Raw genomic sequence first — 14010 nt, 5'->3', positions numbered from 1 at the left:
CAATCTGCATTAACGCTACAAAGGCCGGTTTACGTTTTAATGCGTTTTTATGAACGACCATTAAAGAAGCCCGCCGCCTGATGGAAAAGTTTTCCGGCCGTCATCAGCGCCAGACGAAACGCATCACGACCATAAATAGTGGCGTGAGGAATACGGCTCATCAGGTCATAACGCGCTGAGCCCTCCGTCATGCCTTCGGCTAACACTTTGCAAATGATGTGCGAGGGTGTGACACCAAAACCTGAGTACCCCTGTACATAGAAGACATTGCGATGCTCACGCAGGGTGCCAATTTGCGGAAAGAGATTGGCGCTACAGGCCATCGGCCCGCCCCAGACAAAGTCTGTTCTGACGTTGTTGAGATAGGGGAAAATCTGCAACAGCAGCGTGCGATTCCAGGCGGCAAAGTCATGGGGGGTATATTCGATAAAACGCGTGGCGCTGCCGAACAGCAGACGGTTTTCTGCTGTGACCCGGTAGTAATTGATCACCGGACGAATATCACTAAAAGCACCGCGTATCGGACTGATCCGTTCAATCAGTGCCTCAGAAAGGGGCGCGGTGGCCATCTGATAGGAGTAGGTGACCAGCGTTTTGCGGTCTAGCTCAGGCTCAAGATGATTGAGAAAACTGTCGCATGCCCACAGGAGTTTCTGCGCGCTTATTGTCCCCGTGGCGGTGCGGACCCTGACGCGCGGACCATAGGTGACCTCGACGACGGGGGAGTTTTCGTAAATCTGCACGCCAAGCCCGGCGGCGGCGGCGGCCGACCCCAGCAGCATATTCAGGGAATGGATCTGACCTCCTCCCATATGCTTCAGCGCGCAGGTGTAGCACGAGGAACCTACGACATTCTGCACGCCAGCCCCGGTAAAGAGCTCAATCTCAACGTCCGGTGTCGCGGCTTTAAACGCTTTTTGCCACAGGCGAAGTGTCTTTTCCTGACGGGCGTTATACGCCAGATAGGCGTAGCCAGGAATAAAGTCGGCCTTTATCTGATAACGGGCGATGCGTTCACGAATTATCCCTGCGCCCAGATTCGCCATGCTGAACAGCGTAGCCATGCCTTCCCGGCCCACGTATTTTTGCACCACGCCAATGTCATGCCCTATCCCGGCCATTACCTGGCCACCGTTGCGGCCAGACCCTCCATAGCCGAGATGACGGGCTTCCAGTACCGCCACACGTGTAACCCCTTTTTCAGCCAGCTCCAGCGCCGTATTAATCCCTGAAAAGCCCCCGCCGATAATCACCACGTCAACGTCGAGATCCTCTCTGAGCGGCGCAAAGTGCAGGTCATACTTTTTTGTCGCGGTGTAATAGTTCAGCGCATCAATTCTGATATCCATCCACGCTCCTGCTGCCATGCCTGTCGTTTGGTGACATAACATCATCTGGCGGCAGGCGGGAGTATCGTTCGAAAGGACGATCGGTGTGAGGAACGCCCGGGGGATAACAGGCAAAAAAAAACCGCCGGGTCAGCGGCGGTTGTTCAGAATAAAGCAATCAGTGATAGCTGATGGTCGTGCCATACAGGCTGCCAGGCCCTGACATCCGGGCCAGGGCGACCGGTCTGGACGCCGTTGCGGCAGAGGTTCCCGAGAGCTGGACATCCAGAGAAACCAGCGTGGTGCTGCCGGTGACATAGCTGGTTGCCACTGACGGTTGAACCGTATTCGAATGCCCTTCGGGAAGTGCTGCCAGGCTGGCACCAGACATCGTGCTCAGGATGACGGCAACAAGGGCTGTGTGGATCACGTTCATTATTCCCCCTTGATGCTCAAGTCAGTCATCGTTATTACTGATAAATCACTGCGGTACCGTTCAGTTTATTGTCACCTACTGCTGAGGTGATGCGGAAAGATTTAGCACCCGCCTGATCGGCTTTAGCAGACAGTTTGGATTCCAGTGCAGAAAGGTTCGAAGCCCCACTGACTGAAATTACACCCACCTGCTGCTGTTGCGCAGGCTCTGCGCTGACCAGGTCAGCCGCAAAACCGGCGAAAGAAACAGAAGTCAGAGCGATAGCGGCCAGGGTCATTTTGATGGTTTTCATAATGTTTACTCTCAGTTGAATTCGGTGATTTGATGTTGCCGTCGTTATTAATTAACGATCGATAGGTAAATGTTAAGCCTGTTATTGATTCGCGTCAACAATGTTTTATTAATGATCGATAATTTAATAAATAACCCATTGAATTTATTTCAAATAAAGTTATATTTTTTTCTTCACAGCCCTGGTTCACAACGCCTCAAATCGCCGCTCGACAGCGCGGATTATTGTTTTTATACTGATTGATAATTTAATAACCGGGCGGGATTGCGTAAGTGAGGAAAGATGAATACTGAGCAGGACGCAGGTACACGTAAAGGCCGGGGCCGGCCTAAAACTTTTGACCGGGATGCGGCGCTGGATAAAGCGCTGGAGCTGTTCTGGCGTCATGGCTATGAAGGCACTTCACTGTCGGATCTGGTGGAAGCGACCGGGGCCAAAGCACCGACGCTATATGCAGAATTTACCAATAAAGAAGGAATGTTCCGCGCGGCTGTCGATCGCTACACGGAAAAATTTGCCAGCCAGAGTGAAGCCGCGCTGGTGTGTCCGGAAACCAGCGTGGCGGGCGGTATAGAGAAGTACTTCCGCTCAACCGCAGCCTGTTTCACCGACGGCAAAAAACCGGGGGGGTGCTTCTTTATCTGCACTTCCAGCACGCTGTCCGCCGACTCTGCGGAAGTCGCCGAAATGCTGCGCAATCGTCACAGCAATCAGGAACAGCATCTGCTGACGTTTCTGCAGACCCGACAGGCCGCCGGAGAACTTGACGCCAAGACTGACGTTGCAGCCCTGGCGGCCTATCTCTGCTGCCTGCTGCAGGGCATGTCGGTGCGCGCCCGGGAAGGGGCCACACATGCCGAGCTGGATGCACTGATTGATACGCTGATGTTGCAGTGGCCCGTGCTCAGCACGCTGGGCATCTGAACAGCGGAAGGAATATTCGTGGGTAACGCTGACGGGCGAGCACCGGCCTGCCCGTCAGGCGCAGGGGAGCCTGTATCGGCCAGCAGCGCGTCGGATGCACAGGTAAAAAAGGCCGGTTTCCCGGCCTGCAGTGGATCAGTTATTGACCGGGATCACCGCGCCTTTGTATTTGGTGCGGATCCAGTCCTGAATCGCTTTGGAATGCAGCACGGTCACCAGCGCTTTCACATCCGGCTTATTTTCGTCACCGCGGTGAACGGTGATGATATTGGCATACGGGTTATTCTCACCGCTTTCGACGGCAATCGGACCTTTTACCGGATCAAGACCTGCATCAATCGCGTAGTTGGCGTTGATCACCACGGCATCCCCTTCGTCATTGTTGTACATCTGCGGCAGCAGTGCGCCTTCAACGTTGGCGAGGAATTTCAGATGCTTCGGGTTCTCCACGATGTCGCTGATACGCGCATCTACTTTGCTGACGCCCGGCTTCAGTGTGATCACGCCCTCTTTTTCAAAGATAGACAGGATACGCCCCTCTTCGGCCACCGCGTCACGCATGATCACCTTGCCGTTCTGCGGCAGATCTTTCAGGGATTTATACTTCTTCGAATAAATACCAATCGGCTCAATATGGATCGCCCCTGCGCTGACGAAATCGTAGGTTTTATCCCCGGCGTGATCTTTCAGCACGCTGTTAAGGTAAGGGATATGCTGGAAATAGTTGGCATCGATATCCCGACTGGCCAGCGCAGTATTGGGCAGGATATAGTCCTGGAACGGTTTGATTTCCAGATCGATGCCCTGCTTCGCCAGGATGGGCTTCGCCTGTTCCAGAATTTCAGCATGCGGGACGTTGGACGCGCCCACCGTTAGTGTATCCGCCCATGCGCTCAGACTCAGCGCACCCAGAGTAGCCGCCGCCAGCAGCGTCAGTGTTTTTTTCATTTTACTTTCCTAAGAATTAACGTTTGTCGAGCCGTGTCGTGAGCACATCACCTAAGAACTGGATGATAAAAACAATCACCAGAATCATAACCGTCGCCACCAGCGTTACATCACCGTGGTTACGTTGAAAACCTTCCAGATAGGCCAGATTGCCGAGCCCGCCGGCACCGATCACGCCAGCCATCGCGCTGTAGCTGACCAGCGCAATCAGCGTCACCGTGATCCCGGATACCAGCGCCGGAGAGGACTCCGGCAGCAGCACGCGAAAAATCAGCGTGCTGAGGCGGGCCCCCATGGAGCGGGAGGCCTCTATTACCCCTTTATCCACTTCACGAAGACCTATTTCCACCAGCCGGGCGTAGAACGGCGCAGCGCCAACGATCAGTGCAGGCAGGGCCGCATCCGCCCCGAGGATGGTACCGATCAGCGTTTTGGTGAACGGGATCAGAAGCACGATTAAAATGATGAACGGAATGGAGCGAAACACGTTCACCAGTACGGAAATTACCGAATAAATGACACGGTTCTGGAACAGCCCGCCGCGGGCAGTCAGGAACAGCGCCAGCCCGAGCACGATGCCGAGCACAAAGGTTGCCACGCCCGACAGCGCGGTCATATACAGCGTTTCACCGGTGGCAGCCCAGAGCTGATCGAGTTTCAGGTGAGGGAACAGGTTCTCAAGCATGGCTGGCAACCTCGGTGGTAATAGAGTGAGCATGTAAATCTTGCAGAATACTGTCCAGCTGATCCGGCGTGGCCGGCACCTGCAGCCACAGCTCACCAAAAGTGCCGTGAGGGGTCTGGTTCATTTTTCCATGCAGAATATTGAACGGTAAGGCGTATTTCAGCGTCAGCTCACCGACGACCGGTTGCTGTGTGCTTTTTCCAATAAAGGTCAGCTTCAGCACGATGCCGTCATCCGCGTTGATGAGCGCCATGTTAAACGGCGTCTCTGCGTGACGGTATTCAGCGGTTTGTTTAACAAACGTGCGGGTGATGGCCTGCTGCGGATGGGTGAAGACCGACAACACGTCGCCCTGCTCCACAATTTTACCCTCCTCCATCACCGCCACGTGATGGCAGATTTTACGCACCACATGCATTTCGTGGGTGATCAGCACAATCGTCAGCCCGAGCTGGCGGTTAATATCTAACAGCAGATCAAGGATGGCATCGGTGGTCTGCGGGTCGAGGGCTGACGTGGCTTCATCACAGAGCAGCACATCCGGGCTGTTGGCCAGGGCACGCGCAATGCCGACACGCTGTTTCTGGCCGCCACTCAGCTGGGAAGGATAAACCTGCTCCTTTCCGGTCAGTCCCACCAGCGCGATCAGCTCCCCGACCCGCTGCTGGATCGCCGCTTTCGGGGCACCGGCAATCTGCAGAGAAAAAGCGATATTCTCACTGACGGTGCGCGACCACAGCAGGTTGAAATGCTGGAAAACCATACTGATTTTCAGGCGCGCCTGGCGCAGGGCTTCCCCGCTGGCCCGGGAGATGTCCTGCCCGGCAACCACCACGCTACCTGAGGTAGGTTTTTCCAGCCCGTTCAGCAGGCGGATCAGCGTGCTTTTTCCCGCCCCGCTGTAACCGATAATGCCGTAAATCTGTCCCTGTTCAACCCGGAGGCTGACGTTATCCACGGCGGTCACCGGGCCTGATTTGGCGTTAAAAATTTTAGAAACGTTGTGCAAAACTATCATCTGATGCCTGTTTTCTGCCGGTTTATCAGCCAATGCCGCTAATTAATTAAACTGATTATTTTTCAGAGATTATTGGTAGCACTAATTGTCAAACGATAGTAATCAGACCGGGAATTATTGGAAACGACTGAAATGCGATGGGTTATAACCAAATGGAATATCGCGTGTTTTCTGCCATCAGCGTCTACAGTTAAGCTATCGGAACTTCTTTCTATAAGCCCTGCCATCATGCGTCTTTTGCACAACGTACACCTTCGTTCCCGCCTGCGCCTGCTGATGTCGGTGTTCGCCGGCATGGTCTGCTTCTTCGCCCTGCCCGCAACGCTGGGTCTGCTGCAACGGATGCTGATCGGCTGGAACGTGCTGGCCATGCTGTATCTGTTTTTCCTGTGGTTTCTGATGCTGCGCACGGTACCGAAAGATATCCCTCACCTTGCCCGCTCACAGGACGAGAGCGCTTCGCTGGTACTGAGCATGGTCTCCCTCGGCTGTCTGGTCAGCGTTATGGCCATCCTGCTGGAGCTCGGCACGTTGAAGCATCTGAGCGGAACCCCGCGTACACTGCATATGCTGCTCACCGCCAGCACGCTGATGGTGTCATGGGCGCTGCTGCCCACCTCATTTGCCATGCATTATGCGCACCACCACTATCTTCACCGTACCCGGGAGGTGACGCCGATGATGTTTCCGGAAAAACCCGACGAACCGGGATACTGGGATTTTCTCTATTTCTCCTTCACTATCGCCGTTGCATCACAAACTGCAGATGTCGCAACCGGCACCACCGACATGCGCCAGATTGCTCTGCTGCAGTCGGTGATTTCCTTTGTGTTTAATCTGGCGATTCTGGGGCTGTCGGTTAACGTTGGGGCGGGGTTATTGAGTGGATGAGAAAGAATGTCGACGTGTGATATTACTGAGCCTGCCCCGGAGGCAGGCTCAGTTGCCTTAAAGCACGCTGGCCAGGAATTCGCGCAGGCGTGGATGCTGCGGATTGTCCAGCAGCGTACGGGCATCTCCGCTCTCCACCACCTGCCCGTTATCCATAAATACGATGTTGTCGGCCACTTCGCGCGCAAAGCCAATTTCATGCGTCACCACCACCATGGTGATGCCCGAATGCGCCAGCTGCTTCATCACCTGTAACACCTCTCCCACCAGTTCCGGATCCAGCGCGGAGGTGGGTTCATCAAACAGCATCACTTCCGGCTCCATTGCCAGCGCGCGGGCTATCGCCACCCGCTGCTGCTGTCCGCCAGATAACTCACGCGGCCAGGCCTGTGCACGATGCGCCAGCCCGACCTGCTCCAGAAGTTTCAGCGCACGCGCCTCCACGACTGCGCGTTTTTCCCGGCGAATACGCAGCGGAGCATCGGTGATATTTTGCAGCACCGTCCGGTGTGGAAACAGGTTGAACTGCTGGAAGACCATGCCAATCCGCTGACGCTGTTCGGCGACGCTCTTTTCCGGTAGCTCAACCAGATGCTGCCCTTTACGCCGGTAGCCCACCAGCGACTTGCCGACGTGAATGGTTCCGGCATCCAGTTTTTCCAGATGGTTAATGCAGCGCAGCAGCGTGGATTTTCCCGATCCGGAAGGACCGAGGATCACCGTCACAGATCCGGCGGCAATATCCATATTGATATCCTGCAACACCGTGCGGCCAGAGAACTGCTTGTGAATACCGCGCAGGCTGATCGCCTCACTCATGACTGATGCTCCTGTTGTTCAACTGCCCGGCGGAACCAGCGTTTTTTTACCGGCGTATTGCCGCGGCTGAACCACACTTCCACATAGTGCTGACCCACTGACAGTACGGAAGTCATCAGCAGATACCAGGCCGTGGCCACCAGCAGCAGCGGGATCACCTCATAGGTACGCTGATAAATAATCTGTGCGGAATAAAGCACATCCTGCAGGGCGATCACCGAGACAACGGCGGTGGTTTTCAACTGACCGATCACCTCATTCCCGGCGGGCGGCAAGATGGTTCGCATTGCCTGTGGCAGCACAGTCTGGCGGAAAATCTGGCCTGGACGATAGCCCAGTGCTTTGGCCGCTTCCAGCTGACCCGGATTCACACTCTGGATCCCGGCGCGGATGATTTCGGCCGCATAGGCGGACTGATGCATGACCAGCGCAATTACCGCCGCGCTGAACGGGCTGATGATTTCATTGGTGCTGGCGCTCCAGATTTCGCCCAGATACGGCAGGGAAAACGATAGCTTAGGATACAGCGCCGCAATGTTGTACCAGAGGAACAGCTGCACCAGCATCGGCACCGCGCGGAAAAACCACGTATAAGCCCAGCTCACCCCCACCAGTACCGGGTTCGCGGACAGGCGCATCAGCGCCAGCAGCGTGCCACCGGCAAAACCGAACAGTACAGAAATGACCGTCAGCTTAAGAGTCATCATCACGCCATTCAGGATCGAGGTTTCCGTCAGGTTCTGCGCCACCACGTCCCACTCAAAGCGCGGGTTGCTGACAACAGATGACCCCATCAGTGCCATCAGTAGCAGCACAATCAGGGCACTGAACCAGCGACCGTAGTGACGGTGTCCGACGATACGCAGCCCGGCGTTGGGGTCGTCAGGCCTGACACTCATTTCGCGATCTCTTCATTCAGGCCAGCGCTTTTCACCGCGCCAAAACCGATCTCCCATTTGTCGAGGATCTGCTGGTACGTCCCGTCCTTGATCAGCGAGTTCAGAGCGGCCTGCACCGGTTTTTCCAGTGGAGAATCTTTCGGTAGCGCGAGAGAAACGATGGTGTCTTCAATGGTGATTTCGCCTGCAAGCGATAACGCTTTGACCTGGCTGGCCTGATAGCGCAGGCCTTCATACGGACCAAAGAACATCGGCACGCGGCCGCTCATAACCGCCTGAACGCCCGCAGGACGATCCGGGAAGACCGGGATAGTAATCGCGGGCTTATTGCCGGCGACGCAGGCATCACTGGCGGTTTGCAGACGGGTGATCTGCGAAGTACCTGCCCCGGCCCCTACCGTTTTGCCGCAGAGTTCTGTAAAGGTGTTAAATGGCCCCAGCGCGGCGTCTTTACGGGAAATCAGCGCCAGCTTTGACGCATTGTAATAGCCGACGAAATCCACCTGCTGCAGGCGTTTCTTATTGGCATCAATATTCGACGCGGCCAGATCATACCGGCCGGATTTCAGGCCAGGAATGATGTTGTCAAAGCCACCGGTATCCCGCCAGTGCACCGCAATACCCAGACGGTCGGCGACCGCGCTGACAATATCAATTTCACGTCCGGCGAGGGTCTTATTATCCGCCTGATAGAAAGTGGTCGGTGGCGTGTTCGGGTTAGTTCCCGCCACGATATAACCTTTTTTCAGGATGTCAGCGGGCAGCGTGGCGTGCAGGGCCGCATCCGCCTTCGCTTTAATGCTGGGGGTAAACGCCACATTCTGATCGGCGGCCAGGGCTGACGACAGCGGTACCAGAGCAAGAAGAACAGCGGTCAGGGCAGAGGATTTCATCGGTTATTCCTTCTCAGTCGCCAGTGCAGGGACGGCGGCAAAATTTTCATCAAACGGCGGCAGGCCAAGGTTTTCACGCAGGGTTGGGTACTGGTATTCCGTGCGGAACAGGCCGCGGCGCTGTAACTCAGGCACCACCAGCTCAACAAACAGTTCCAGCTGATTAGGCAGGACGGCAGGCATGATGTTAAAACCATCCGCCCCGCCCTGCTCCAGCCACTGCTGGAAGTCATCGGCAATATCTTCGGCCGTACCGACGATAACGCGATGACCGCGGGAACCGGCAGCCACGGCGGCCAGCTGGCGCAGGGTGAGGTTCTCACGTGCCGCCAGCTCGGTCAGCAGCTTCACGCGGCTCTGGCCACCTTCGGTTCCGCCAATTTCCGGCACCGGGCCATCCAGCGGATACGCGGTCATGTCCACGCCGAAGCGCGCTGACAGCTGCTCAATGCCGTTATCGATATCCACCAGCTCATTCAGCTGATCCCAGGTTTCCTGAGCTTCGGCGCGACTGCGACCCACGATCGGCATGACTCCGGGCAGGATCAGCAGATGATCGGGATGACGCCCGGCATCGCGTACAAACTGTTTCTGGCTGCGGTAAAACGCCTGGCCCTCTTCCAGCGACGCCGCCGCAGTAAACACCACCTCCGCCGTTTCCGCCGCCAGCTTCTGGCCCGCCGGAGAAGACCCGGCTTCAATAATCACCGGACGCCCCTGCGGGGAGCGGGCAATATTGAGCGGGCCCTGGACCTGGAAGTATTTTCCTTTGTGGTTCGCGGCGTGGATTTTCGCTTCATCAGAGTACCGGCCCGTCTCTTTTTCACGCACGATGGCACCGTCTTCCCAACCGTTCCACAGCTTGAAGGTCACATCGAGGAATTCTCTCGCCACATCATAACGTTCCGCATGAGACGGCAAATCTTCACGACTGAAGTTGCGGGCCGCATCGGCAGAGAACGAGGTCACCACGTTCCATGCGCCACGTCCGCGGCTGATGTGATCGACGGACGACAGCGCGCGCGCCAGATGGAACGGCTGGTCAAAGGTGGTCGATGCCGTCGCAGCCAGACCGATGTGCTGCGTCTGCACGGCCAGCGCCGACAGCAGCGTCAGCGGCTCCAGACGGGACATGGTGGAGGGCAAACGGTGCACGCTGGTCGCCAGCGCATCGCCCACAAAGAACATATCGAACTTTCCCTCTTCGCCTTTTTTAGCGATCCAGGTAAACCAGTCAACGTCGGTCGGCGACCCCTTGGCACCTTCCGCGCGCCAGCCGCCAACGTGGTGGCCCAGCGCCTGAACAAACAGACCGAGGCGCAGCTGACGTGACGACGTTTTTTGCACAGACATAAGAGATCCTTTTCGTTATTGGCTAATCAGAAAAATAAGATGATGCAGTGCGTCTGCGTCGGGCAGACGGGCCTCCCTGAGGAGGGTTTGCGCCTGCGCATCAGGCAGCGCCGCAAGGCTGCGTTGTAATTTGGCCTGCACATCGGTGAAAGCGGCCGCGGTTTCGCGGCGGGTGACACAGTGGCTCAGGGTGCGTCCATCACTCAGCCACAGCGTGACACAGTGAAAACGACGATCCGGGTCAAGTTCGTCGGCCGGTGCGGTGGGATCCGGCCGACGGGTGACACGTGACGCCAGCGCCGCAATAGCAGGTTTCACCGGAGATTCACTGTAATTTTCCAGGGCCACGCCCCCATGTATCAGCGCATCTGCAATGACGTATTCCAGGCTGAAGCGCGCTTCCACCCCATTCTGCGGGGCGACAATATTTGCAGCGGTATCCGCACCCGGCGGGAAACTGACCTCAATACGTTCGATCACGTCCAGGGTGGTTTCTACCCCGGCGGCCAGCAGCTGTTCACGCAGCACAAATGCCGCTTCTGCCGCGCTGTGCGTACCGCCGCAGGTTGGATAGCGTTTAAACTCCAGGCCCGGCTCCTCAATGCGCCACGGCTGACCCCAGCCGCTCAGTAGCGCCTGCGGCTGCCCGGCGCCAAAACCCAGCGTCTGCAGAAAGCTGTCCAGTACACCGCTGCGCTGACCACCAAACCCTGCCTGCGCCAGCTGTACGCTGCTGACTGCACTGCGTGCCGCCAGGCCGGCGTGCAACGGTTTTGCCGCTGAACCAAACTGGCTGCGCAGCCCGGAGGCCTGGGTCGCCGCCAGACCAATGGCTACTTCGGTTTCCGCGGTGCTGAGTGCCAGCAGACGACAGGCAGCGCCCGCCGCCGCAACGGTGCCCAGCGTGGCGGTGCTGTGGAAACCGGCAGAATAGTGTCGGGTGCCGATGGCTTTCCCCAGCCGGCCTGCCAGCTCCACACCCACGATATAGGCATCAAGAAACTGTTCCGCCGTGACTGAGCGATCGTCTTTACTTAGCGCCAGCAGCGCGGAGAGCACCACCGTTGTCGGGTGACCGCGAAAAGCGGTATGGTAATCATCGAAATCCAGCGAGTGGCTCATATAACCAAGCTGTAAGGCGAGATTTTCCAGGGAGTGTTCGGCCGGATAGACACGAAACACCGCATCCAGACCGCTATCGATGACACTGCCGTGCAGTACAGGAAACAGACAGGCAAAATAATCCGTTACGCCGTCACGGGCGTAACGCCGCTGTTCCTCGCCGGGATGATGGCTGGAAATATGCTGAGCCAGCTGGGCGGTAAGTGAAATGTTCAAAAGACACCTTTTTTAATAAGGTATTGACATAAATCAATACGTTATAAATTACTGCTATTTTCTTCCCTTAGCACGCCGCCAGCCAATAACCAACGGTTATAGTTCATACCGAAATAAACTAAGAAAAAGGGTAGACGCCAATCTCTTTAATCAGCATACGATTCCGCACAGACAGGATGGCGCGAGGGTGCCGATGAAAAACGCATTGACCTCAGAACGTAACGCGCTAAGGTTAATCTCACATCCCAGGCCAAACAGCAGACATCTCTTTAAGGAGTGACAAATGGCGACAGAATACGCAACCCTCGCCGGAGGCTGCTTCTGGTGTACTGAAGCTGTGTTCAAACAAATCAACGGCGTGCAGTCACTGGAAAGTGGTTATATTGGCGGTCATACGGAGAATCCGACCTATAAGCAGGTGTGCAACGGGGACACCGGGCACGCAGAAGCGATCCGTATCGGCTTTGATCCTGACGTTATCAGCTACGGCGATCTGCTGGATATCAGTTTCGCCACGCACGATCCCACCCAGCTTAACCGCCAGGGGAATGATATAGGCACGCAGTACCGTTCCGCTATTTTCCCTGCCAGCCCGGAGCAGGAAGCTGAAGCACAGGCGGCCATTGCACGTGCGCAGGCAGAACATACCGATCCGGTGGTAACCACCATCGAAGCCGATGCCACCTGGTATCCGGCGGAAGATTATCATCAGGACTACTGGGCCGGAGAAGGACAGGAAAACCGTTACTGCCTGGCCGTGATCCCCCCCAAGCTGCAGAAGCTGCGTAAGCGCTTTGCCGCGAAGACCGTCACGGGCTAGTTACCCTCCAGCGCCAGCCGCCGTTCGGCTGGCGCTGTGCACCGAATAGAGCGCCACTCCCCCTCCCATACACGACAGCAGCACCAGCAGCCACATCACCCACTGATAACCATAAACGGCTCCGCCGGACTGATACATACGGGTCGCCACCCCCAACCCCAGTGCGCCCCCCAGGTTGTGCAGCGTCCAGGCTATTCCTATACCTTGCCCGTGCTGTGGCGGCGGTAAGGCGTTCAACGCTGCCGTCACCGAAAGCCCGAGGATCGCCCCCATCATGACCCCGGCCAGCGCGATCCGACTGAGCGAGAGCGTGCTGGCGGACGCGCTCTGTAACAGCGCGGAGCAGGTCAGCAGAAAAAATCCGGCCGTCATCACTCGCCACGGCCCGTACCTGTCACCCAGCCGCCCCGCCACGGGTGAAATCAGCGCCATCACCAGCGTCACCGGCAGCAGCATCAGACCCAGCTGCGCATCGCTGAGGCCGAATCGTTCAACCAGCCGGAACGGCATCAGCATAAAGGCAACACAGTAAAAGATGGCCAGAAGCACCGACAAGACACAGGCACGGCAAAAGGCACCACAACCCAGAACGCTGAAATCAATCAGCGGTTGTACCGTCTGCCGCTCTACGCGCACGAAAACCAGCAGGAACAGTATGGCCGTCCCCAGCGTTGCCAGAGAAACGAAAGCCGACCAGCCCCAGTGTGTTACATAACCCGACCAGACCAGCAGCGGCACCAGGCCTGCCACCATCAATATCCAGCCGCGGTAGTCCACGCGCGGACGGGGGGATGGGGGCGCGGACGGTATCTGTCCCAGACAGAGCATAAAACTGAGCAGGATCAGCGGCACATTAAGCAGGAAAACAGATTGCCAGCCAAACATGCTGACCAGCCATCCTCCGGCGACCGGACCAACCGCCAGGCCCAGCCCATTGGCGGCAAAGAGCAGGCCAAGCGCCCTCCCCCGCCGCTCCTCTGGTACCGCGTTAACCAGAATAGCGGCGGTCACGGTGTAGAGTACGGCACACCCTGCGCCCTGCAGCAGACGGAAGAGGTTTAACATCATCAGTCCCGATGACAGCCCGGCACCCAGCGAGGCCAGGCCAAATACCAGCATGCCGGCAAACACCGACGACTGCGCTGCGCTATTGACGCACTGCTTGCCGCCTTCCCACGCTAAAACATGCCCAGGGGTGATACCTGCGTTCTCTCTCCCCTGCCAGCAAGCTCTCTTATCTCTTTCCTCAAACGGCCGCACTATAATTACGGGATTCAGGGATTCAGGGATTCAGGGATTCAGGGATTCAGGGATTCAGGGATTCAGGCAGAGCAGTCTTCGCTTATGACAGGCAAATGCAATAGCG

15 protein-coding genes are annotated in these 14010 nt (G+C 56.8%); 3 read left to right on the top strand and 12 right to left on the bottom strand.

Translation table 11 applies throughout. The annotated features are described in order from the left end of the window. Positions 1 to 47: 47 nt before the first annotated feature. The 3 genes from EPE01S_RS20325 to bhsA all read right to left on the bottom strand — a co-directional run bounded on the left by EPE01S_RS20325 (position 48) and on the right by bhsA (position 2056). Positions 48 to 1349, bottom strand: coding sequence for an NAD(P)/FAD-dependent oxidoreductase (locus EPE01S_RS20325; RefSeq protein ID WP_062748817.1), 1302 nt, complete (start codon positions 1347 to 1349; stop codon positions 48 to 50). A gap of 157 nt (positions 1350 to 1506) precedes the next feature. Beyond that, the gene (locus tag EPE01S_RS20320; RefSeq protein ID WP_062748815.1) at positions 1507 to 1764 is read right to left on the bottom strand and encodes a hypothetical protein; all 258 of its coding nucleotides are present in this window, start codon (positions 1762 to 1764) and stop codon (positions 1507 to 1509) included. Between the two features lie 34 nt (positions 1765 to 1798). Continuing rightward, positions 1799 to 2056 (bottom strand): multiple stress resistance protein BhsA, encoded by a 258-nt coding sequence (gene bhsA, locus EPE01S_RS20315; RefSeq protein ID WP_062748813.1) that lies wholly within the window; start codon positions 2054 to 2056, stop codon positions 1799 to 1801. A 282-nt stretch (positions 2057 to 2338) separates the two neighbouring features. Here bhsA and EPE01S_RS20310 point away from each other — a divergent pair, with 282 nt between their 5' ends. After that, positions 2339 to 2980 carry a TetR/AcrR family transcriptional regulator gene (locus EPE01S_RS20310; RefSeq protein ID WP_062748811.1) on the top strand — a complete coding sequence of 214 codons (642 nt, stop codon included), beginning with the start codon at positions 2339 to 2341 and terminating at the stop codon, positions 2978 to 2980. 135 nt (positions 2981 to 3115) lie between these two features. On the opposite strand, the gene EPE01S_RS20305 is transcribed toward EPE01S_RS20310, so the two are convergent. Genes EPE01S_RS20305 through EPE01S_RS20295 form a run of 3 tightly spaced genes read right to left on the bottom strand, consistent with a single transcriptional unit; the run spans position 3116 to position 5631 of the window. Then, positions 3116 to 3928, bottom strand: coding sequence for a MetQ/NlpA family ABC transporter substrate-binding protein (locus EPE01S_RS20305; RefSeq protein WP_062748809.1), 813 nt, complete (start codon positions 3926 to 3928; stop codon positions 3116 to 3118). Positions 3929 to 3944: 16 nt separating this feature from the next. Beyond that, positions 3945 to 4613, bottom strand: a complete 669-nt coding sequence (locus EPE01S_RS20300) for a methionine ABC transporter permease (RefSeq protein WP_062748807.1) — start codon at positions 4611 to 4613, stop codon at positions 3945 to 3947. Next, positions 4606 to 5631, bottom strand: coding sequence for a methionine ABC transporter ATP-binding protein (locus tag EPE01S_RS20295; RefSeq protein WP_062748805.1), 1026 nt, complete (start codon positions 5629 to 5631; stop codon positions 4606 to 4608). Before EPE01S_RS20295 ends, EPE01S_RS20300 begins: the two co-directional genes overlap by 8 nt. 228 nt (positions 5632 to 5859) lie before the next feature. Here EPE01S_RS20295 and EPE01S_RS20290 point away from each other — a divergent pair, with 228 nt between their 5' ends. Beyond that, positions 5860 to 6522, top strand: a complete 663-nt coding sequence (locus EPE01S_RS20290) for a DUF1345 domain-containing protein (RefSeq protein ID WP_062748803.1) — start codon at positions 5860 to 5862, stop codon at positions 6520 to 6522. Between the two features lie 57 nt (positions 6523 to 6579). On the opposite strand, the gene EPE01S_RS20285 is transcribed toward EPE01S_RS20290, so the two are convergent. The 5 genes from EPE01S_RS20285 to EPE01S_RS20265 are packed head-to-tail and all read right to left on the bottom strand — an operon-like array spanning position 6580 to position 11824. After that, entirely contained in the window at positions 6580 to 7341 is a 762-nt protein-coding gene (locus EPE01S_RS20285; RefSeq protein WP_062748801.1) for an amino acid ABC transporter ATP-binding protein, read from the bottom strand. Further along, a complete protein-coding gene (locus EPE01S_RS20280) occupies positions 7338 to 8240 on the bottom strand; it encodes an amino acid ABC transporter permease (protein ID WP_062748799.1) in 903 nt (300 codons plus the stop codon). The genes EPE01S_RS20285 and EPE01S_RS20280 overlap by 4 nt, the downstream gene beginning before the upstream one ends. Beyond that, the gene (locus tag EPE01S_RS20275) at positions 8237 to 9133 is read right to left on the bottom strand and encodes an ABC transporter substrate-binding protein (protein WP_062748797.1); all 897 of its coding nucleotides are present in this window, start codon (positions 9131 to 9133) and stop codon (positions 8237 to 8239) included. The genes EPE01S_RS20280 and EPE01S_RS20275 overlap by 4 nt, the downstream gene beginning before the upstream one ends. A gap of 3 nt (positions 9134 to 9136) precedes the next feature. Then, complete coding sequence (locus EPE01S_RS20270) at positions 9137 to 10486, bottom strand: LLM class flavin-dependent oxidoreductase (protein ID WP_062748795.1); 1350 nt, start codon at positions 10484 to 10486, stop codon at positions 9137 to 9139. Between the two features lie 15 nt (positions 10487 to 10501). Continuing rightward, positions 10502 to 11824, bottom strand: a complete 1323-nt coding sequence (locus EPE01S_RS20265; protein WP_062748793.1) for an MmgE/PrpD family protein — start codon at positions 11822 to 11824, stop codon at positions 10502 to 10504. A 283-nt stretch (positions 11825 to 12107) separates the two neighbouring features. Between EPE01S_RS20265 and msrA the strand changes: the two genes are divergently transcribed. Beyond that, on the top strand, positions 12108 to 12644 hold the full coding sequence (gene msrA / locus EPE01S_RS20260) for a peptide-methionine (S)-S-oxide reductase MsrA (protein WP_062748791.1): 537 nt from the start codon (positions 12108 to 12110) through the stop codon (positions 12642 to 12644). Here msrA and EPE01S_RS20255 read toward each other — a convergent pair whose 3' ends face one another. After that, entirely contained in the window at positions 12645 to 13763 is a 1119-nt protein-coding gene (locus tag EPE01S_RS20255) for an MFS transporter (protein ID WP_157076039.1), read from the bottom strand. Positions 13764 to 14010 lie beyond the last annotated feature (247 nt).

Source organism: Erwinia persicina NBRC 102418, from assembly GCF_001571305.1.
In the GTDB taxonomy this organism is placed as follows: Bacteria; Pseudomonadota; Gammaproteobacteria; order Enterobacterales; family Enterobacteriaceae; genus Erwinia; species Erwinia persicina.
The sequence above is the reverse complement of the archived record's forward strand: the minus strand, read 5'-3'. Positions and strand labels throughout refer to the sequence as shown.